Source organism: Nostoc sp., assembly GCF_036917235.1.
Lineage (GTDB): Bacteria > Cyanobacteriota > Cyanobacteriia > Cyanobacteriales > Nostocaceae > Nostoc.
Map to the genome: position 1 here is coordinate 47024 of NZ_JBALDU010000034.1, position 19750 is coordinate 66773.

14 protein-coding genes and 1 tRNA gene are annotated in these 19750 nt (G+C 41.5%); 8 read left to right on the top strand and 7 right to left on the bottom strand.

Annotation, left to right across the window (positions count from 1 at the left end):
• The first annotated feature begins 183 nt into the window (after positions 1–183).
• From V7K44_RS11640 to V7K44_RS11650, 3 genes are all read left to right on the top strand, one after another.
• Positions 184–633: a lecithin retinol acyltransferase family protein gene (locus V7K44_RS11640; protein WP_334931543.1), complete on the top strand. Its 450-nt coding sequence runs from the start codon at positions 184–186 to the stop codon at positions 631–633.
• Between the two features lie 749 nt (positions 634–1382).
• Complete coding sequence (locus V7K44_RS11645; protein ID WP_334931545.1) at positions 1383–1790, top strand: VOC family protein; 408 nt, start codon at positions 1383–1385, stop codon at positions 1788–1790.
• A gap of 454 nt (positions 1791–2244) precedes the next feature.
• Positions 2245–3159: a bestrophin family protein gene (locus V7K44_RS11650; protein ID WP_334931547.1), complete on the top strand. Its 915-nt coding sequence runs from the start codon at positions 2245–2247 to the stop codon at positions 3157–3159.
• Positions 3160–3265: 106 nt separating this feature from the next.
• Here the strand turns inward: V7K44_RS11650 and V7K44_RS11655 are convergent, their stop codons facing one another.
• Complete coding sequence (locus V7K44_RS11655; protein WP_334931549.1) at positions 3266–4114, bottom strand: M28 family peptidase; 849 nt, start codon at positions 4112–4114, stop codon at positions 3266–3268.
• A 318-nt stretch (positions 4115–4432) separates the two neighbouring features.
• Between V7K44_RS11655 and dnaK the strand changes: the two genes are divergently transcribed.
• Positions 4433–6514, top strand: coding sequence for a molecular chaperone DnaK (gene dnaK, locus V7K44_RS11660; RefSeq protein ID WP_334931551.1), 2082 nt, complete (start codon positions 4433–4435; stop codon positions 6512–6514).
• Between the two features lie 144 nt (positions 6515–6658).
• Positions 6659–7657: a DnaJ C-terminal domain-containing protein gene (locus V7K44_RS11665; protein WP_334931553.1), complete on the top strand. Its 999-nt coding sequence runs from the start codon at positions 6659–6661 to the stop codon at positions 7655–7657.
• 365 nt (positions 7658–8022) lie between these two features.
• On the opposite strand, the gene V7K44_RS11670 is transcribed toward V7K44_RS11665, so the two are convergent.
• The 3 genes from V7K44_RS11670 to V7K44_RS11680 all read right to left on the bottom strand — a co-directional run bounded on the left by V7K44_RS11670 (position 8023) and on the right by V7K44_RS11680 (position 10530).
• A complete protein-coding gene (locus V7K44_RS11670; protein WP_334931555.1) occupies positions 8023–9456 on the bottom strand; it encodes a DUF4335 domain-containing protein in 1434 nt (477 codons plus the stop codon).
• On the bottom strand, positions 9453–10079 hold the full coding sequence (locus V7K44_RS11675) for a DUF3038 domain-containing protein (protein WP_094350233.1): 627 nt from the start codon (positions 10077–10079) through the stop codon (positions 9453–9455). The genes V7K44_RS11670 and V7K44_RS11675 overlap by 4 nt, the downstream gene beginning before the upstream one ends.
• Before the next feature lie 223 nt (positions 10080–10302).
• Positions 10303–10530, bottom strand: coding sequence for a hypothetical protein (locus V7K44_RS11680; RefSeq protein ID WP_334931557.1), 228 nt, complete (start codon positions 10528–10530; stop codon positions 10303–10305).
• 56 nt (positions 10531–10586) lie between these two features.
• Between V7K44_RS11680 and V7K44_RS11685 the strand changes: the two genes are divergently transcribed.
• Positions 10587–11105, top strand: a complete 519-nt coding sequence (locus tag V7K44_RS11685; protein ID WP_334931559.1) for an adenine phosphoribosyltransferase — start codon at positions 10587–10589, stop codon at positions 11103–11105.
• 164 nt (positions 11106–11269) lie between these two features.
• Positions 11270–12316, top strand: coding sequence for an ABC transporter permease (locus tag V7K44_RS11690; protein WP_322667036.1), 1047 nt, complete (start codon positions 11270–11272; stop codon positions 12314–12316).
• Positions 12317–12584: 268 nt separating this feature from the next.
• Here the strand turns inward: V7K44_RS11690 and V7K44_RS11695 are convergent.
• The 3 genes from V7K44_RS11695 to V7K44_RS11705 all read right to left on the bottom strand — a co-directional run bounded on the left by V7K44_RS11695 (position 12585) and on the right by V7K44_RS11705 (position 17567).
• A tRNA-Gly gene (locus V7K44_RS11695) sits at positions 12585–12655 on the bottom strand.
• Between the two features lie 50 nt (positions 12656–12705).
• Positions 12706–13968: a hypothetical protein gene (locus V7K44_RS11700; protein ID WP_334931562.1), complete on the bottom strand. Its 1263-nt coding sequence runs from the start codon at positions 13966–13968 to the stop codon at positions 12706–12708.
• Between the two features lie 68 nt (positions 13969–14036).
• Positions 14037–17567 carry a response regulator gene (locus tag V7K44_RS11705; RefSeq protein ID WP_334931564.1) on the bottom strand — a complete coding sequence of 1177 codons (3531 nt, stop codon included), beginning with the start codon at positions 17565–17567 and terminating at the stop codon, positions 14037–14039.
• 1035 nt (positions 17568–18602) lie between these two features.
• Here V7K44_RS11705 and V7K44_RS11710 point away from each other — a divergent pair.
• Positions 18603–19238, top strand: coding sequence for a GNAT family N-acetyltransferase (locus tag V7K44_RS11710; protein WP_334931693.1), 636 nt, complete (start codon positions 18603–18605; stop codon positions 19236–19238).
• Positions 19239–19750: the final 512 nt, after the last annotated feature.

The window sequence follows — 19750 nt, forward strand, 5'->3', positions numbered from 1 at the left end:
TCTCTTTATATAACCCAAAATATACTTAGATAAAATTCTAGTTTTTCTAACTGTATATTTAAATATTTTGCTCTAACTTTATCGGAAATTTTTACGGCTTTTACTACTGACAAATAAATTATTTTCCTCATAATCTGTACCTAAAGTATTACAAAGAATGTAGTCCAAAAGAAGAGGTAAATTATGGTTAAAGGCGATCATATCTACATTTGGAAGAACGGCAATACTTATACTCATCATGGAATTGATTGTGGAGAGGGAACTGTCATTCATTATGATGGGCAAAGAATTTGTCTAGTTTCTAAGACTGCGTTTGCCGAAGGGAAGACAATTCATGTCAAGGAGTATGGAAAGTGTGATGCAGATGAAATTGTAGTCCAAAGGGCAAAAACCAGATTAGGTGAGGACAAATACTCGCGCACTTCTAACAACTGTGAGCATTTTGCCTATTATTGCAAAACAGGCAATCATAAAAGTGAGCAAGTGAATAGAGTTGCTGCTGCTGGAGGAGGTGCTGCTGCTCTTATTGTAGGAGGAGGTGCTGCTATTGCTGTTGGCGTTGCTGCTCCTGCTGTATTAGGAATAGGGGCTGCTTTAGGAGCCTATCACTTCGGGAAAGAAAACAAAAAATAGTAAGGTAATTCAAGGTGCGTCACATTATGTTGACGCACCCTATAGTTTTAATATGGACATTAATAAATAAATTATATAAATCACTAATAATACTCAACTACGGCAGCAATAGCAGTAGCAACTTCCTCCATAATTTCACTCGAACATCCTCCAATTTTACGGATAAATCTTTGTATATCCATACCCCACAGTTGCAAAATATCTACAGCAGAAGTTTTTGTTAAACTATTTGCACTGTCTGGTGCAATTTAGAGTCTAGACTAGATTGCTGATTTCAAACTTCAGTAATGAAATCATGAAAAAACTCCAGAAATGTTTGTGACAAATCTGGAGTCAGGAAAGATACGCATTTACCTATACCAAATTTTCACCCTGAGAAAATCCTACGTCATCCGGGTATACACTCAAATGTAGATAAAAGTGTTTGAGGATTCTCGTTTGCACTCCTTCCCTGTGGGAAATAACGCAAAACAGCCCCAGATAAGCTGAGGCTGTTTTGCGAGAGTTGCTTGGCAGGAGGGGTACATCAATAAGTGATGCCCGTGTTAAATATAGATAATTCAGTATGCATCCTTATTCAGCCATGTTTTGGCATATCAGGATGATTGGGAAAATTTTTATGGCTTTTTCCAAAAAGAAACTCCAGATGCACTTAAGGCAGTCTGGAGCAGTAACAGGTTTCTAACATCAATCAATTTTTACATCTGCGATCGCCCGATGTCGTTAGGGTATATACTCAAATGTGTTTTATGTCTACTCATCCGCAAATAGACCAGCAAATTACCTTCCTTTCTACCCATAATCTCAATGCATCTACAGAATTCTACGAACAAAAGCTAGGCTTGGAGTTATGGCTTGACCAAGGAACCTGCCGAATTTATACTATTAGTGGTTCTGGATACTTAGGATTTTGTCAAGCAAGCGAAAAATTAAGTCCTCCAACCGATAAGCAATCAAGTGTCATTTTTACCCTAGTAACACAGCAGGTGGATGAATGGTTTGAATATCTCAAAGAACGTGGCGTCGAATTTGAAAAGCCACCGACACTAAATGAAAAGTACAACATTTACCATTGTTTTTTCCGCGATTCTGATGGTTATTTGATTGAAATTCAACGTTTTGAGACTAACGACAATAAAAAAGACATAACCAAATAAGTTATGTCTAGACATTTAATTTACAGGGCAGGATTTTTACAGGTTAGAACTTTTTGATTTACTGGGGTACATGATACCGACTAATGCTGTATGAACATTATCGATAGGAATATACCTTTTCTTTCATAGATTTATCGGGATAAAATGCGGAATTTATGCTGCCACTAGAAAATATTTACATCTCTTTACAATTGTCCCTTAGTTGTAGCCATCCTTAGCATTGTTTTTGAATTTTATATAATGTTTGCTTCAGTCCTAATAATAAATATTTAACTTGACTTTAAATTGTCTAACGTAAACTAGAAGAAAATACATAGATAGCAGTATATTATCTTCTTATGAAAAATAATTTTCAAGTATCTCTTTGCTAATTATGTTATTTTTATAATGGTTATTTTTAAGCTAAGAAATGCTAATTTTATCGGTTCAATAAATATTTTATTAGGGTGAATACATGATGAACGAAAAAATCAAATGGTTCCGCACAGCATTACAACCTAAAGGTTCAGTAATGAAAGCAATTTTAAAACATATTTTATGGTGTGGAGCTTTCGGATTTTTAATTTCTCTGCTTCACCATTTTGAAAAACCTGTATCCCAGCCAATCTTAGCAAATGTGATTCCTAGTATTGTTTTAGGTTTGTTACTTGTCTTTCGGACAAATACTGCTTATGAGCGATTTTGGGAAGGAAGAAAATGCTGGGGTTCTATAGTAAATAACACCCGAAATTTAGCAAGGCAAATTTGGGTATCAGTTGATGAAATTTTACCAGAAGATAAAGACAATAAAATTACGGCATTAAACTTATTGGTAGCGTTTGCTGTAACAACTAAACTACATTTGCGAGGAGAAGGTGTCAATAGCGAGTTAGAAGACTTAATGCCATCTACTAAGTACATAAAACTGAAGATTATGAATAATCCTCCTATAGAAGTTGCCTTTTGGATAGGAGATTATTTACAGCAACAGTACGATCGGAATTGTCTTAATAGCTACCAGCTAACATCTCTGCAAGAATTATTGAATAGTCTTGTGGATAATTTAGGTGCTTGCGAACGTATTTTAAAAACGCCTATGCCGCTTGCTTATGCTATTCATTTGAAGCAATTACTGATCCTATATTGCTTTTTGCTACCATTTCAAATAGTAGACAGTCTTGGTTGGTGGACAGGTTTAGTTTCTGCTTTGGTTGGGTTCACTTTGTTTGGCATTGAAGCGATTGGCTTAGAGATAGAAAACCCCTTTGGTTATGACGCTAATGATTTACCATTAGACGCAATTTGTGAAACAATGAAGCATAATATTGACGATTTAATTACTTTAACTCCCAATGCGCGATCGCATCAGCAAGATAGCATAACCAATTGAAAAAAGTAGAAGATATTGATTAATAAAAAATATACACAAGTTTGCAACAAGTAAGTGAGGTGAAAAATCCAATATTCACGCATCAGATATAAGATAAAATATCTTTTCACAACCGCCGAATCGCAATTTCCAACCCTTCACATACACGAGTAAGAAAATCTAAATCCAAAGTAGCGATCGCATCACTAGCTTTGTGATAATGTGGATTTCGTAAGAATGCCGTATCTGTCACCATCATTGCCGGATAACCCAAATCCCAAAATGGTGCATGATCGCTAAGTCTGGTTTGGGGAACTATTAAACCTCGATTCGGCACGGGTAGCCATTGACTAGATACGCCAGCTTTGCGAATATTACGGCTCATCCCAATTAGGTCAGGTAATGTTCGCAAGTTGCCAATTAAAGCGATAAAATCACCTGTATCTGGGTAGAAGCGTTCCAGAAGAGGAGGGTAACTTTGGGAACCAGGTGTAGAATCCTTATAGCCCAGCATCTCTAATGAGATCATTAAGCGTAGCTGTTGCTTTTGTTGATGTAACAGGGCTGCATAATCAGCACTACCCAGTAAGCCGTATTCTTCCATATCGAAAGCAACCAGCCTTAAGGGATATTTGACAGCTTGGGCAGCAAACTTTCTCGCCAATTCCAGTAAGACTGCCACACCTGTAGCATTATCATCAGCCGCAACTGTTCCTGGAACCCCATCATAATGAGCGCCAATTAAAATCGGCAGTAAATCCTTTTTTTGCCCTCTAGCTTGGGATGGTAAATTTAATATCAGGTTATTGCAAGTTTTACCTCTGACTTCAAAGGTGTGGATTTCCACACTCCCCCATTGGGAAAATTCCTGGCGGATGTATTCTTGGACAAAAAAGTGCCCAGCCGTTGCCATGTAAGGATCGCGTTCTCGCGCTATCTCACTCAAGGAAGTCTGTAATCGCTCTGTTAAATTCAAATCTTTTAAGTAGTAGCAATAATATTAGAATTTTCAGGCACTCAAAAAAGCAGAGCAAGCGTTATTAAGGTTAACTTACCAATTTGCAGATAACTTAAACAGAAATAGGCGGATATCAACAATTGAGGCTGCTTGGGCACACCAACCGTCTCAATGCTATCCTAGTCTTGCAACTATCTCCTCTAGCTGCACTTCTTAGCTTACTGCCTTAATGATGAGTATTATACATTGAGGTATTTTTATCTTTTAGCACAAAGCTAGAGGTAGTTCCGCCCAATCATAATAAATATATAAGACACTTTAGGAGAAAAGTAACGCATGGGCAAGGTAGTCGGCATCGACTTGGGTACAACCAACTCAGTAGTCGCCGTTATGGAGGGTGGCAAGCCGGTGGTGATTGCCAATGCAGAAGGAATGCGAACAACCCCCTCCGTAGTTGGCTTCAGCAAAGAAGGTGAAAGGGTGGTTGGGCAAATGGCACGGCGACAAACCGTCCTCAATCCCCAAAATACCTTTTTTGCAGTTAAACGTTTCATTGGGCGGAAGTATGGCGAACTTAATGCAGATTCTAAGCGTGTGCCCTACACCATCCGCAAAGACGAAGTAGGTAATATTAAAATTGCCTGTCCTCGTATGAATAAAGATTTCGCCCCAGAAGAAATTTCGGCAATGGTGCTGAAGAAATTGGCAGACGATGCTAGTCGCTATTTGGGTGAACCAGTCACTGGGGCAGTGATTACAGTACCCGCATATTTTAATGATTCTCAACGGCAGGCAACCCGTGATGCTGGCAGAATTGCTGGTTTAGAAGTGTTGCGGATTCTTAATGAACCGACTGCGGCATCTTTGGCTTATGGATTGGATCGAGGTGACACGGAGACGATCTTAGTATTTGACTTGGGTGGTGGTACTTTTGACGTATCTATTTTAGAAGTAGGCGATGGGATATTTGAAGTCAAGGCTACCAGTGGAGATACGCAACTTGGTGGGAACGACTTTGACAAAATAATAGTAGATTGGTTAGCAGAGCAATTTCTGGAAACAGAAGAGGTAGACTTAAGACGCGATCGCCAAGCTTTGCAACGTCTGATGGAAGCCGCGGAAAAAGCCAAAATTGAGCTTTCTGCTGTCAGTGTCACCGACATTAATTTACCCTTCATCACTGCCACGGAAGATGGCCCGAAACATCTAGAAACTCGTTTAACTCGTTCTCAATTTGAAGGTTTGTGTGGTGATTTGGTAGGAAGATTGCGGACACCAGTCAAACGCGCCCTCAAAGATGCCGGACTTTCACCTAGAGACATTGAAGAAGTTGTGTTAGTTGGCGGTTCTACACGAATGCCAATGGTAAAGCAGCTTGTGCGGGACTTAATTGGCACAGAACCAAACGAGAACGTTAATCCCGATGAAGTCGTGGGCGTAGGCGCAGCAATTCAAGCAGGAATTCTTGCCGGCGAACTCAAAGATGTGCTGCTTTTGGATGTCACACCGCTTTCTCTGGGATTGGAAACCATCGGCGGTGTGATGAAAAAACTTATCCCCCGCAACACTACCATCCCAGTACGTCGTTCTGATATTTTTTCCACGTCTGAAAATAACCAAAACACTGTGGAAATTCACGTAGTTCAGGGCGAACGGGAAATGGCAGCAAGCAACAAGTCATTAGGAAGGTTTAAGCTCTACGGCATCCCACCAGCACCACGAGGAATTCCCCAAGTTCAAGTGTCATTTGATATTGATGCTAATGGGATTTTACAAGTAACAGCCCTAGATAGAACCACTGGACGAGAGCAGAGTATCACCATTCAAGGCGCTTCCACCTTGAACGAGTCGGAAGTGAATCGGATGATTCAAGACGCTCAAAAATATGCTGATGTCGATCGCGAACGTAAAGAAAGAATAGAAAAGCGAACTCGTTCTGAGGCGTTGATTTTCCAAGCAGAACGACAACTTAGAGAAGTCGCGCTGGAATTTGGTATGCAGTTTGGTCGCAGTCGTCGCCAAAGAATTGATAATATTTGCCGACAACTAAAGGAGAGTCTTCAGGAAAATAGCGATCGCGGTATCGATCAAGCCTACGCCGACTTGCAAGATGCTCTCTATGAGCTAAATCGGGAAGTCCGCCAGACTTATGCTGAAGATGAAGATGACGACTTGTTTGGGACTATCCGTGACATCTTTACTGGCGGTGATAAAGAACGAGAACGCGAATCTCCCAGAGATACATATCGAGAACGCGACTCATACAGTAAAGACTATGGCAAAGATTACGGTAGAGACTATGACAGAGATTATAGCCGCGATAATCGTTCTTCCTCTTATGAAAGCCGTCCTCCACGCAAATCCCGCCCCAGCTACCAAGATAACTGGGATGATGAAGAAGACAATGATTGGTTGTGAGAAAAGTTAGGAGTTAGAAGTGAGGAGTTAAAAATTAAATCTTTCAACTCATAACTCCTAACTCCTAACTCATAACTCATAACTTTCCTCTGCTAACTCTTAATTAATCCAAAATCTAAAATCTAAAATTTAAATAACTGAACTATGCAAAATTTGCCGAACTTTCGCGATTACTACGAAATTTTAGGAGTATCTAAAGATGCCTCTGGTGAGGAAATTAAAAAGGTTTATCGGCGGTTAGCAAGGCAATATCACCCCGATCTAAATCCGGGTAACAAAGAATCTGAGGAAAAATTTAAGGATATTGGCGAGGCTTATGAAGTTCTTTCCGATCCAGCCAAGCGATCGCAATACGACCAGTTTAGCCGCTACTGGAAGCAAAAAGACTTTGCAGGCAACAAACAAGCACCAAAGGCTAAAACTTGGCAGAGTGGCGCTAGCGATCGCAACGGCAATCAGGACTTAGATCCCAGCCAATTCTCCGACTTTGAAAGTTTTATTAATCAAGTTATTGGTGTCAAAAATAAGAGTGCGGCAAATAACTCTAGTAATGGCAATAATAGCGATCCGTTCCGTTCCCCCAGAACAAAAGTTGCCTATACAGTTAATACTCCACCACCTCGCACAACCCGCCGAGATATAGAAGCCAGATTAACGCTTCCACTAGAAAAAGCTTATCAAGGTGGCAATGAACGGATTCGTTTAGAAGATGGGCGATCGCTAGAAGTTAATATGCCTCCAGGGATGGTAACAGGTCAAACTATTCGTTTGCGGAACCAAGGCGTTGGTGGTGGCGATCTATACTTAAAAATTACCGTTGAACCTCATCGATTATTTAAGTTAGAAGGTTTAAATATCGTCTGCCAAGTACCTGTTACTCCCAGCGAGGCAGTTTTAGGAGGACAGGTAGAAGCACCTACTCTTGATGGCCCTGTGAAAATGACTACCCCTCCCGGCGTTAGGTCTGGTCAAAAATTTCGACTAGGTAATAAAGGTTATCCTAACGATGACGGTAAACGTGGCGATCAATTAGTAGAAATTCAAATAGTTACACCGAAAAATATTAGTCAAGAAGAACGGGAGCTTTACGAAAAGTTACGGCAAATTGAAACCTTTAAACCCCGCGCTGATTTAATACGTTAGGAATAAGGTTGTGTATCTATATTTAATACCTTTATCAAAACAGAATTCAGAAGTCATATCATGTTCGGGTAATTAGTTGTGATTGCCACAGTCATTGCACCCCACCCCCAACCCCTCCCCGCCGGCGGGGAGGGGAGACAAAGCAAAGCATAGCTTTGGCGGGGTGGGGTTCTTGGATGTTTAGTAAGTAATCAAACCGACATGATATCAGGAGTCAGAATGGGCTAAACCTTAGCTATCCGCTAACAGAATTGAATTCTGAACGAAAAAGTGGATAGCGTCGGCGGCAAGCGAGGTATGTTATTGCTCAGAGTAGGGCACAGGGAATAGCAACTTAATTCTCTTGCCCCATACCCCATGCCTAATTACTGATATCCCTTCCAAGGAGTGACTTCCAGCTTGCCGTTAGGCTTGAATATAACTTGGAAGTGGGCTAGAGGTTCTTTGTCATTGGGAGCAGCTACATTAGAACCATAGATGGCGTTAAACATCTTAGGAAGAGGTGTTTCTCGGAAATAATCAAAGGCGACTTGATTAAGTGGTTCATAGTCAGCAATTACACCATCTTTGTTGACTGCTACCCGATATTTCAAATCTCGCGTAAAGGTGGGAGTGCCACTCCAGGTTTCACGAACTGTATTATAAAGCTTTTTATTTAAACCTTTAGTGATATTAGAGTCAGTAATTTTTGCACCGACTACCTCTGGTGTCTTAGCATATCCTCGCCAAGGGCTAACTTGCAGCACACCATTTGTAGTAAACACTATTCGGAATTGGGCTATCGGTTCATTAGAAATGGGAGCGCGGTTAGCAGGATTGTAAAGTAGGTTAGGTAGAGGAGTTTGCCCGACTCCTTGATTGGCCTCTTTATTCACCGCTTTATAACCAACGATCGCACCATCCGCAGCTACACCCAAACGATAGATCAAATCCTGTTGCAATCCTGAACGCTTAGTCCAAGCTGGATGAACTTGGTTATACACTTGACGATTCAATGCACGCAGCTGGGATGGATCGGTAATTTCTGGAACTGTATTTAAAAGTGCTTCTAAATCTTTGACTACTGGCTTTTCATTGGCTGTGGGTGTTGCTGTAGGTGTTGCAGCCTCGATGGGTGTTGCAGCCGCTGATGCTGGAGGATTAAGGCTCTTTGTTGTAGAGCTAGTTTGCTCATCTGGCTTAGGCTGCGGTGGACGAATTTGGGGAGGTGGAATCAAGTTAAATGCGATCGCCGCTACTGCTAAACTTGATACTCCCACAGCAGCAGGAATAGCCTGCCTGATTACAGCCTGACTAGCACCGCCATAGCGTCTAGTAACTGGTTGTAGTTCTAGAGATAATTCTGGTAAAGTCTGGGTATCAGCAAAAAACTGATCCACTGCTTCTACTAAATCAAACAACTGTACCGTATTCAAATCTATTTCAATAGGCAGACGTTTAGAATTATTAGAGTGAGACTCAAATCCCTCTGGAGCATTCTCTGAATGTATGATTAACCTGTGGTGGTTGCCGTCAATTTTTTGAAACTCTACTAGCTCCGATTCCTGGTTGTGTGCTTGCGGATTGGGTACACTACTCAGAAATTCTTGGGCGTAACCACTAACAGCCCTCACCAAACTTTCAAAAAATTCTCGCCCTCCGGTTAAGGGTTGATTGTAACCAGATAAATAGCATTCTGCATTTACCAATATTGATAATTCTGGGCGCATTTCCTGGAACTGTGCAGCCCTAGTGACATCACTTAACCCTTCTAAAAGAAGAGTACAATTAGGTAGACTGTACTTACGTTGAATATTCATTCCACTTCACCGTCAAAAAGACTAATCCAGAACCGCTGCATTCCAGCAGTACCAGTACAAAATAGTAATTGTCCTAACAAATTTATTGCTAGCGCATCTAATTTTTCATCAGAAGTTAATGCTAGTACACCAGAACGTCGAGCATTCATCCGGCTTTTAAAATGCGCTCTAAACCGCTCTAAATAATTAGATAGCCGTAAATTCTGTTCTAATGGAATCTGTTTTTCTTCCATTTGTTGACATATCATTAATAACTGGCGGATGACAACAGTTAAACGCCGTGCTATGTAGCAAGCAATGACCACCAAAGCTTTTGCTTCCATAATAGTTAAGGGACGGCGCATGTGCGCTCTTCGTAGCGGGTTAGAGCTACGCATCCGCCATAAATTCACCCTGTCTTTAACAATTCCTTTCAGATCCAACTCTTGAGCAAAAGCCAAGATTGCTTCCGAACCACCAAGCTCTAAAGCTTCAATTGCCAGTAAAATCAGGTCAATTTGCAGCCTGGTTCTCCGAGGACACGTTTTGGAAGCGATCGCAGGATCTGGTAAAGTGTCCAGAATCATCGGCAGTGAGTCTTGGGTTGGACTGTTGAACGGCGTTAAACTTGCTGAAACATTCATTCTATAAATACCTTGTGCGGTTCCAACAGACTAGATAAAACAAATTTAAGATCGGTAGCCAAGACTTGAGCGTTAGACTTGTGGCAGTAGCATGACTACCTGATATATACATTACTTAACTCTTTCTACTCAAAGTTTTCCCTATATTGAAATCAAAATTTTAAAACATCACTAAATTCACCTCATTTATTAGTGAAATACCTTTTCTAGCTTGATTTAGATTCTAATTATCGTCAATGAAAGGCGAAGGTTTAGCCTCGACCTCCAATTGACCCCCAGCGTATGACATTATAGTGTACGATTTTTCAGGTATCTGAAATTGGACATTGGGCACTTGTACTGCCCTTCCCTGCGGGACGCTACGCGAACGACTACGCTCAGGAACCACGAACGCAAGTGCGTCTCCAAGAGTTGCCGTTGGCGCAGCCTCTTCAAGAGTTCTATTAGGCATTGCTTATTAATTTTTCTACCTCATTCCCCATTCCCTACTCCTTTATTCCCCATTTTATGGATTTAAAGTCTCTCGTTCGTGACATTCCAGATTTCCCAAAACCCGGAATTTTATTTCGGGATATTACTACGTTACTGCGCGATCCAGAGGGACTGCGCTATACTATTGACTTTTTAACACAAAAATGCAATGAAGCTGAAATAACAGCTGATTATGTCATTGGTATGGAGTCGAGGGGATTTATTTTTGGTGCACCTCTGGCTTATAAATTAGGAGCTGGTTTTATTCCCATCCGCAAAAAAGGAAAGTTACCAGCAGCCGTTCACTCAATTGAATATCAACTAGAGTATGGTACAGATTGCCTAGAAGTGCATCAAGACGCTTTACACCAAGGTAGCCGAGTTTTGATTGTGGACGATTTGATTGCCACGGGTGGAACTGCGAGTGCCACAGCTAAATTGGTGCAGAAAATTGGCTGCGAACTAGTAGGATTTGGGTTTATTATCGAGCTACGGGATTTACAAGGGCGTACATATTTGCCGGACGTGCCGATTATCTCTTTAATTGAATATTAGTCATTAGTCATTGGTCATTAGTCATTAATCATTGGTCAATAGCAAAACAACTGGCAAATGACGAAAGACAAATGACGAGGGACATAGACGCGCCAGCGGCTACTCTACGAGAACGCCAAAGGCGAACCCGCAGGGTAGGACAAATGACAAAGGACAAAATATAAATGACATCTACGAAAATTTCCTTGGAGACAGGTCGGGATTGGCTAATCGGGCTAGTCACGAGCGAAACTTTTGTTTATGTGGCAAAGCGGCTATTGCAGGCACTACTAACTTTATTGTTAGCCTCAGCGTTGTCGTTTTTCATCATTCAACTCGCTCCCGGTGATTATGTAGATACGCTGCGGCAAAATCCGAAAATATCTCCTGAAAGAATTGAGGAAATCAAACGGCAGTTTGGTCTGGATAAGTCTTGGCCAGAGCAATTTGGGCTGTGGCTATGGCGAATCTTGACCAAAGGGGATTTTGGCACGAGTTTTATTTATCAACGTTCAGTTGCATCGCTGTTGTGGGAACGAGTCCCAGCTACTTTGCTATTAGCGATCGCATCTTTAATTGTCACATGGGCGATCGCCATCCCTTTAGGGATCTTTGCCGCTGTCAAACAAAATAAGCCAGCAGACCGGATTTTACAAGTGATTAGTTACGCTGGACAAGGCTTTCCTAGTTTCATCACTGCCTTAGCGCTGTTGGTTTTAGCCCAAATCACCTCGCCGCTGTTCCCAGTAGGTAGCATGACTAGCATCAATCACTCAGAACTGTCGTGGTTTGGCAGAATCTTAGATATCGGCTGGCACATGATTTTACCCACCATCGCACTCTCAATTACTAGTTTTGCTGGTTTGCAACGCATCACTCGCGGCGAATTATTGGATGTTCTGCGTCAAGACTACATCCAAACGGCTCGTGCCAAAGGTTTGCCAGAAAACCGCGTCATCTACGTTCATGCACTCCGCAACGCTATAAATCCCCTAATTACCTTATTGGGTTTTGAATTAGCTGGTTTATTAAATGGTGCCTTCATCGCCGAATTTTTCTTCAACTGGCCTGGCTTAGGGAGATTGGCTTTACAAGCTTTACAAGCTCAAGATTTATATTTATTAATGGCAAGCTTGATAATGGGCGCAGTACTGCTGATTGTTGGCAATTTAATCGCCGACTTGATGCTCAAAGCAGCCGATCCACGCATTCGCCTAGAAAATCTCAATTAGCAGCAATTCTAAATTCAAAAAATCAAAACTTATTGGGCGTTTTCCAGATTCCTGCCAACTATCAAACAAAAAGTAGCTAAATACCTAGGATGTGGATGTCGTTGAACTAAAGTCTTCGCGATTCCTCATACCGTCTTGAATTTGGCTACTCTTACTGTCAAGCTATTTATGCACACTGCAAAATTATGAATGACTGTTTAACTAGTTATTTTACCAAGATTCAGACTTAGTTTTTGCAAAAGTATCTTTATGTTTGAGAGTTTTTCTAAGCGGGCGGCGGGAATCGAACCCGCATTAATAGCTTGGAAGGCTATAGTTTTACCACTAAACTACGCCCGCAAATTTCCAACCCTATAAATTTAACACGGTTTCTGTAAAAATTCAAGCATTCAGTTGGAATTTGCGGGTTGCATTTTGATCCTGACATACAAATTGCTCAATTCTGGTTTTGTGCCATCGTTATTGTGGGCAGCAAGAAAGTTTTCTGTTTTAAAAACTTCCCTCAAGACTTGCTCGTATGTACTTTTTTCACTTTGCAGTTTTGCTGGTTCTATTTCTAGAACTACAGCCTGTTGAAAGTTGCCATTTTGGTCAATTATCAAGCTTGCCAAGAGTTGTGCTGGCTCAAGTTCCGAATTGGAGACAAGAAAACTTGGGTCTAATTGTTTTGTGTTGCTTCCCCTGTATAAAGCGATAACATCGGGTAAAGCATCTTGTCGGAATCCTTTTGATTGGATCAAGCTAATCACTTCATTTCTAGATAAGGGAGCTACTATTGCTACCGATGCTCCTCGAGTCGAAGTTGCAGGAGTTTGTCTAGTTGAAGTTGCAGGAGTTTGTCTAGTTGAAGTTGCTGGGGTTTCTCTAGTCGAAGTCGCTGGGGTTTCTCTAGTCGAAGTTGCTGGAGTTTCCCTAGCCGAAGTTGCTGGAGTGTCCGTAGTGGAAGTCGCTGGAGTTTCTCTGTTTTCAGGTTCTAAAACTGGTCGATTTGATGGAATACCTGTTGGTAGTTGCGTTCCCTTTCCCAATTTAATTTCTTGACGACGGTTCCAAGGTAAATTACCGACTGGAACTGTAGGTGTTGGTGTGGCTTTAGCTATAGGCTTGGGTGTGACTTTAGGTGTAGATGTCGGTGTGGCTTTAGCTATAGGCTTCGGTATGACTTTAGGTGTAGGTGTCGGTGTAGCTTTAGCTATAGGCTTCGGTGTTGGCGTGGGAACTATCTGTTGTCTAGAAGGTTCGCTATTAGGTTGAGAGGCGTAAATTCGGCTCTTTTTCTGGAGATTCTCAGGAGAATTTATTGCGCCAAAATCTTGATTTATAGGCGTAGTTCGTGCTGTTTGTGATGAACGTGCTGGTACAGACTTTTGATCTGAGGATAGTGGCTTTGACGAAACTATTTTGGCTTTTGATTTTGATTTGATTATTGATTTTGATTTAGGAGCAATTTCTATCAATTCGATCGGAACAGCAGATTGATTTTGCTGCGGAAACCACAGACTAAATGCATTAGATGAGCGCATCAGCCAGAACACCAGCAAGTGCAGAGAGACTGAACTGACAACGACAAAAATCCACAAACCTGGTGGATCGGTGTGTCGTCTCCAGACCTTGGTTGGAATTGGAGTTTTGTCTGCAACCGATGGTGTCATATTATATAAACTGGATATGATTATGCACTTTTACTCATTGGTAATGCTTTAAAATACCAGTCTAAATTTTAGCGATTAACCATTACCTCTGGTGAAACAGCGAAAGTCAAAACTGTTTCATCTACGCCTTTAAGTTCTAGCGGACTCCCTTTAGTAATTTCTCCTTCCTGCAAATAATCTGCTACGGCAGCAGAAACCAGGATTGTACCGGGAACAGCAGCAGCTTGCAACCTTGCAGCAATATTCACACTTGGGCCAATAGCAGTATAATCAGCGCGTTCAGCGCTACCAAACATCCCCACAACAGCAGTACCTTGGTGAATACCGCACCGGAACTGTACGCTAGTAAGTTTGTCGCTATCGAATACACCTTGCTCTCGCCAGCGCTGGTTCAAGTCAGCCAGTGACCGGTGCATTGCTCTTGCTGTATTAATAGCACGACGCACTTGTTCATTAGGGGTTAGTTCTTCCGGCGCTCCATATAAAGCTAAAATAGCATCTCCCATAAATTTATCTACAGTGCCGCCATTGCTAAAAACAACTTTGGTCATGGCTTCTAAATATTCATTTAGCAACTCTGCGACTCGTCGGGATCTGAGAGTATTTGCAAGCTGTGTAAAACCCACAATGTCACTAAACAAAACTGTTATTAAGCGTGGTTCTGGGCGCAAATCTAACGTTAAATCTCCGGTTGCGGCTTTTTGCACCAACACAGCAGGTAAAAAGCGCTTTAGCACCGATTCTGTTAGATAAGTGTTTAACTCCACAATTCGCCGTTCATTTTCTTTCAACGCTAAAAGATTCCGAACTTCTGCCAAAAGTTCCCGATCGTTGAATGGTTTTGCTAAATAAGCGTCCGCGCCATGTTCTGTACCTTCGATGCGGGTTTCCTCATCTACTTTCGCTGTCAGCAGAATGATTGGTGTTCCTTTCAACGTCTGCTCATTGCGAATCATCTGAATCATCTCAAGTCCGCTCACCAACGGCATCATTAAGTCAGTCACAATCAAGCTGGGTAGAATTTCCTTAGCTCTACTGTGCCCTTCATGACCGTTACGAGCCGTCTGTACATGATAGCCATTACGGCGGAAAATTTCAGATACATAGGTTCGCAAATCGGGGTTGTCATCTACAACTAAAATTGAGTGCTGAGTCTTATGTGCTAAGTCTTGAGTATCAACACTGGGGGAGAGGTTTATTGTAATATCTTCAATATTGTCTGTTGTTGACTCTACTAGTTCTAAATCAGCTAATTCTACGCTAGCGCGGCTTGTATTCAGTTCGGTAGGCGTTTCTAGTACTTGCTGTGCAGGTAAATGAGCATTTCCAGTCACTAGCCATAAACTAAAAGTAGTACCTTCACCATAAACTGATTCCACGGTAACTTGACCACCATGTAATTCTACTAATTCTTTAACTAAAGCTAAACCCAAACCACTGCCTTCATAGGAACGGTTTGCTGAACCTTCAGCTTGGCGAAAGCGCTCAAATAGGTGGGGAATTTGTTCTTTAACAATACCAATTCCAGTATCTTGAACTTGTAATATGCAGCGGTCGCGCTCAGATTTTAGTCTGACACCGATCGTGCCACCTTCAGGAGTAAATTTCATGGCATTTGACAAGAGGTTATAAACCACCTTGTCAAATTTTTCCATGTCTAAGTACACCGTCGAACACTCATCTAGCTGGGTGACGAGATGCAGTCTCTTTTTCTCGCAGTAGGGACGAAAAGATTCCACTATTTGGCTGACAAATTCGACTAAATCACAGGGATGGAAGCTAGGCTGCATTCTCCCCGCATTCAGGCGTTGTAAATCCAGTAGTTGATTTACCAGTCGCAGCAGGCGGCGGGAGTTACGCAGGGCGATCGCACATTGGGAGTAAGATAATCCCTCACCAGCCGCCACAGCCGACTCTAAAGGCCCTTGAATCAAGGTAATCGGTGTGCGAAACTCATGGGAGATATTTTGGAAAAATTCAGTTTTTTGTTTGTCTAATTCCAGTAAACGTTCAGCTTGTTGGCGAGTTTTTTGATACAAATGTGACTGCTGGACAGCGATCGCGGCTTGCGCTGCTACTGCTTTCGCCAAATCGATATCAGATAGCAACCACTGACGTACTTTTTTACCTTCATGCAAGGTAATACTACCGATGCATTTACCATCAGCTAATAATGGGACAAACATTAGCGATCGCGCTGGCATTTTTAAAGGCAAATCAAAACCCCGCACATCTGAGGGAGAATGGCTCACATTACCAATCACCACAGGTTCATGTGTCTGTAGCATTTGTTGGAGGATGGGATTTTCCTGAATCGATGCTTGAGAATAGGGTAATCTCTGGTTTGGTAGGTGATGATTGCTACTTGAATTATTGTCTGGGGCTGGCGCTCTTAAATTTTCTAGATGTTGAAAACTGTCATACAAGGCCACACACTCAACAAACTCATCTTCCTCAGTCCACAAAGATAAGACGCAGCCATCAACTTGTAAAGCTTGTCCCAATTGTTGGGTAATTGCCGCAAAAATATCTTGAGGATCTAAGCTAGAGCGAATTGCGCTAGTAATCGTATTAATCAAGCTCTCCCGCTTGGCAAGAGCACGTACTTGTTCGTAAGCATAAGCTTGAGACAAGGCTAAGGCTGCCTGATCCGCTACCATCAAAACTAACTGCACCTCATCATCGCCCCAGAAGCGAGGAACAGAACACTGGTGTAGCGCTAGCACCGCCATCAGTTCTTGTTGGCAGATCAATGGCACAACCAAACTAGAACAAATGTTAGCAGCAGCAAAAGCTTGCCCACGCTCACGCAGTTCGGGAGTGTTACCGTGAATGCGCTCATCATCGATCGCATCGTGAATTACCTGAACTTCGCGGGTTTCCCACACTGTCTGAGCCAAAAGAGGCAGAGGAGTTGCAGAGGATATAGCGGACAGAGAGGAAAGACTTACTGCTACTTCCGCTCCGATCTCCTGCACCTCTGCTTCTTCAGAAAGAGGCTTCTGATAGATAAACCCTTTATCCGCCAACTGCTCATCTTGGAAGGGACGTAGCAGACAAACATCCACCTCCAACATGTGACCCACTGTATCTACAATTGCTTGCAAAATTTGTCTGTAGTCTAAAGCACTGCGAATCGTATTGGTAACGGTATTCAGTAGCGATTCTTGACGGAGTGTGCGGGTAAGTTCGCGGGTTCTAGCTTTGAGGACATTGTGAGTATCCAAAGCTTGGCGTACCACCGCTTTTAGTTCCTCCGCTTCCCACGGTTTAGTGACATATTTAAATACCTTACCAGCGTTAATTGCTTCCACCAAGTCTTCGACATCGGTGTAGCCAGTTAAAATAATCCGGATAATATCTGGATATTGAGTTGCTGTTAGGCTCAAAAATTCTGTACCGCTCATCATCGGCATCCGCTGATCGGAGATGATCACCGCGATCTCTCCTTCTTGAGCCAGCAGATCGAGGGCCGCAGGGCCAGAGGTTGCCCTTAGCACCTTATAATCACGATAGAAAGTGCGGTAAAGCAAGTCAAGGTTGTCTGGTTCATCATCGACAACCAAAATTTTAGGCTTACTGTTTGCTTGGGATTTCATGCACCGCTTTCCTGCTGCAACGGCAGTCGGATAAAGAATAATCTGATCAGGTAAGGATTTTTCTTCCTCAGGTAAGAGCAGAGCATTTCGACCAATAGGGCTATTTGGCTACATGACTGCTGAGTGTAGGAGCGTTTGCTCACAGAAATTCGTCTCAATTGCTTGTGCCGATTACCGTTTGCGTTGGTGCAGTGTAATTGCTTTCATTGTCAGTTTTAGTGTTACAGAGTCGACGCTTGCTTGCCAAATCTTTTTTCACCTCCTGTGAGCAATGTCTGATAATACATACAGCGCTCATAGCCAGCTGAAAAATCCAGATAAAGCTGCATATTAAGTTTTCCCTCCACAGCTGTTGTAATAACACTTGCAGGTAAATTTTATTTATGGTAGTCATGGTAGAGTCAGTGAAATTAAAACAATAAGATTTAAAGCCAAAGTATACTATTAGACAAATACCTCTTTCTAATTTAGCAATCAGAACTATCATTAAGACAAGTGGTAGTGCTTGAGGAGTTAGAGATTAGGGATTAGGGAACCTTACAGATTCTTGTCCCAGTACCTGTACAGCCTATTTGAATGACTTAGTAGCAAAGTAGTATCAGTGTAGCGGTAACTGTAAAAAACAAGTTCAGTAGTGTAACCAAGGGTGATTTTAAACCAGAGTTTGCCAATAGTGTACTTACTTAACAATTTTGGAGATGCTGCTTACAGACAAGTTATGCTATTCCTTTGCCCACTCGCTCAAAGCTCGATCGCTTTACAGATGTTTTTGTGGCAATCAGTTTCATATTCTGGCTACCTAAAACAAGGTATGCAATGAATATACTGAATTTAAGGTTATAGATTTATGAAGTTGTAACTCTTAATACTCTTTCAAAAATGTAGGTTATAAAACTCCAAACTAAAGTGTAAAAATTTGTTTAATCTACAAGCAAAAGCGAATTAGCAATATTGATTCAGTTAAATCTCCTGGGCAACTCTATAAAGTTCTGATTTAGTTTTAATCTTGTTTTAGGATATTTGAGAAAATTTTTGTTGAATAAAATCAATACTAAACTAGCCTTGAAATATCGGTTTTTTCACCCATACCACCAACAGCCAATTGATCCAGCTTCCTGCCAATTACAAATTCGTTCAGCTACACCTGCTGATTTGATTGATGTTGCCCAAATTATTACTGAAAGCTTTCACTCCCACAAGGGTATATGGGGATGGGCTTTCCCGTTGCTACGTCTGGGTATTTACGAAGACTTAAGGCATCGAATGGCATCACCTGCGCCCCGTCATCTTTGCTTAGTTGCCCTTGAAGCTACTACTGGTGAGGCTAATAAGTTAGTAGGAAGTGTGGAAATGGGTGTACGCTACAGTAGTGATTCATGGAGCCAAGTTGGTGTAGGTTTTCCTTACTTATCTAATTTAGCGGTTCACCCAAAATACCGTAGACATGGTGTGGCTTCAGAATTACTTACTAGCTGTGAAAAAGTCTCTCGCGAGTGGGGATTTCAAGACTTATATCTCCATGTTTTAGAAAATAACCATCAAGCACGACAGCTTTATTTCAAGCTGGGATATCGAGTGCATAAAGTCGAATCTAATTGGAATACATTTCTTCTAAGACGCTCAAGCCAGATGTTATTGCACAAGCACCTGAGTGCTGATTCCATTATCTGAGTTTTGTTTTGGCAATTGTCAAGTTTTGTATTTTGTTCCAATTAATTCGATAAAATCTGTAAATCATAGCGGCAATCAAACACAAACTAAGCTAAACCACCTCTACCTTGAGAACCATAGTTATTTTGACTTAGAGAAAGCTCAAAACTCAAGCCAAGACTAGATAATATACTTTTATTAAGAACTCCAGGTTTTTAAATGGACGGGGTTTAATTAGAAATCTAGCCAACATTAGCTAAATATCCATATAAATCCGCTTTGATTTCCAGGACTTACTTGATTTAGCATGGCAATAGCTAACGATCAAGAAGGATCTCTGAGTTATACTAAGTTTTTTCACACAATTAAATAGGGGTCTTAATAAATCAAAACTCAAACATATTTGTTAATTTAGGAAGTGAGTAAAAAGCTTTTGATAATTTTTTCTCAAAAGAATATTTGATTTTAACTTTTTACGAAAAATCTCCTCGTCCCTATAAACAAATTATCTTTTTGGTAAATATTTTTAATAT

Excerpts from the sequence above, each read along its gene's own strand:
- V7K44_RS11685 (WP_334931559.1), top strand. The coding sequence starts at position 10,587 with ATGGATTTAAAGTCTCTCGTTCGTGACATTCCAGATTTCCCAAAACCC.
- V7K44_RS11670 (WP_334931555.1), bottom strand. The coding sequence starts at position 9,456 with ATGAATATTCAACGTAAGTACAGTCTACCTAATTGTACTCTTCTTTTA.
- V7K44_RS11680 (WP_334931557.1), bottom strand. The coding sequence starts at position 10,530 with ATGCCTAATAGAACTCTTGAAGAGGCTGCGCCAACGGCAACTCTTGGA.
- V7K44_RS11690 (WP_322667036.1), top strand. The coding sequence starts at position 11,270 with ATGACATCTACGAAAATTTCCTTGGAGACAGGTCGGGATTGGCTAATC.
- V7K44_RS11700 (WP_334931562.1), bottom strand. The coding sequence starts at position 13,968 with ATGACACCATCGGTTGCAGACAAAACTCCAATTCCAACCAAGGTCTGG.
- dnaK (WP_334931551.1), top strand. The coding sequence starts at position 4,433 with ATGGGCAAGGTAGTCGGCATCGACTTGGGTACAACCAACTCAGTAGTC.
- V7K44_RS11640 (WP_334931543.1), top strand. The coding sequence starts at position 184 with ATGGTTAAAGGCGATCATATCTACATTTGGAAGAACGGCAATACTTAT.
- V7K44_RS11645 (WP_334931545.1), top strand. The coding sequence starts at position 1,383 with ATGTCTACTCATCCGCAAATAGACCAGCAAATTACCTTCCTTTCTACC.
- V7K44_RS11705 (WP_334931564.1), bottom strand. The coding sequence starts at position 17,567 with ATGAAATCCCAAGCAAACAGTAAGCCTAAAATTTTGGTTGTCGATGAT.
- V7K44_RS11675 (WP_094350233.1), bottom strand. The coding sequence starts at position 10,079 with ATGAATGTTTCAGCAAGTTTAACGCCGTTCAACAGTCCAACCCAAGAC.
- V7K44_RS11665 (WP_334931553.1), top strand. The coding sequence starts at position 6,659 with ATGCAAAATTTGCCGAACTTTCGCGATTACTACGAAATTTTAGGAGTA.
- V7K44_RS11650 (WP_334931547.1), top strand. The coding sequence starts at position 2,245 with ATGATGAACGAAAAAATCAAATGGTTCCGCACAGCATTACAACCTAAA.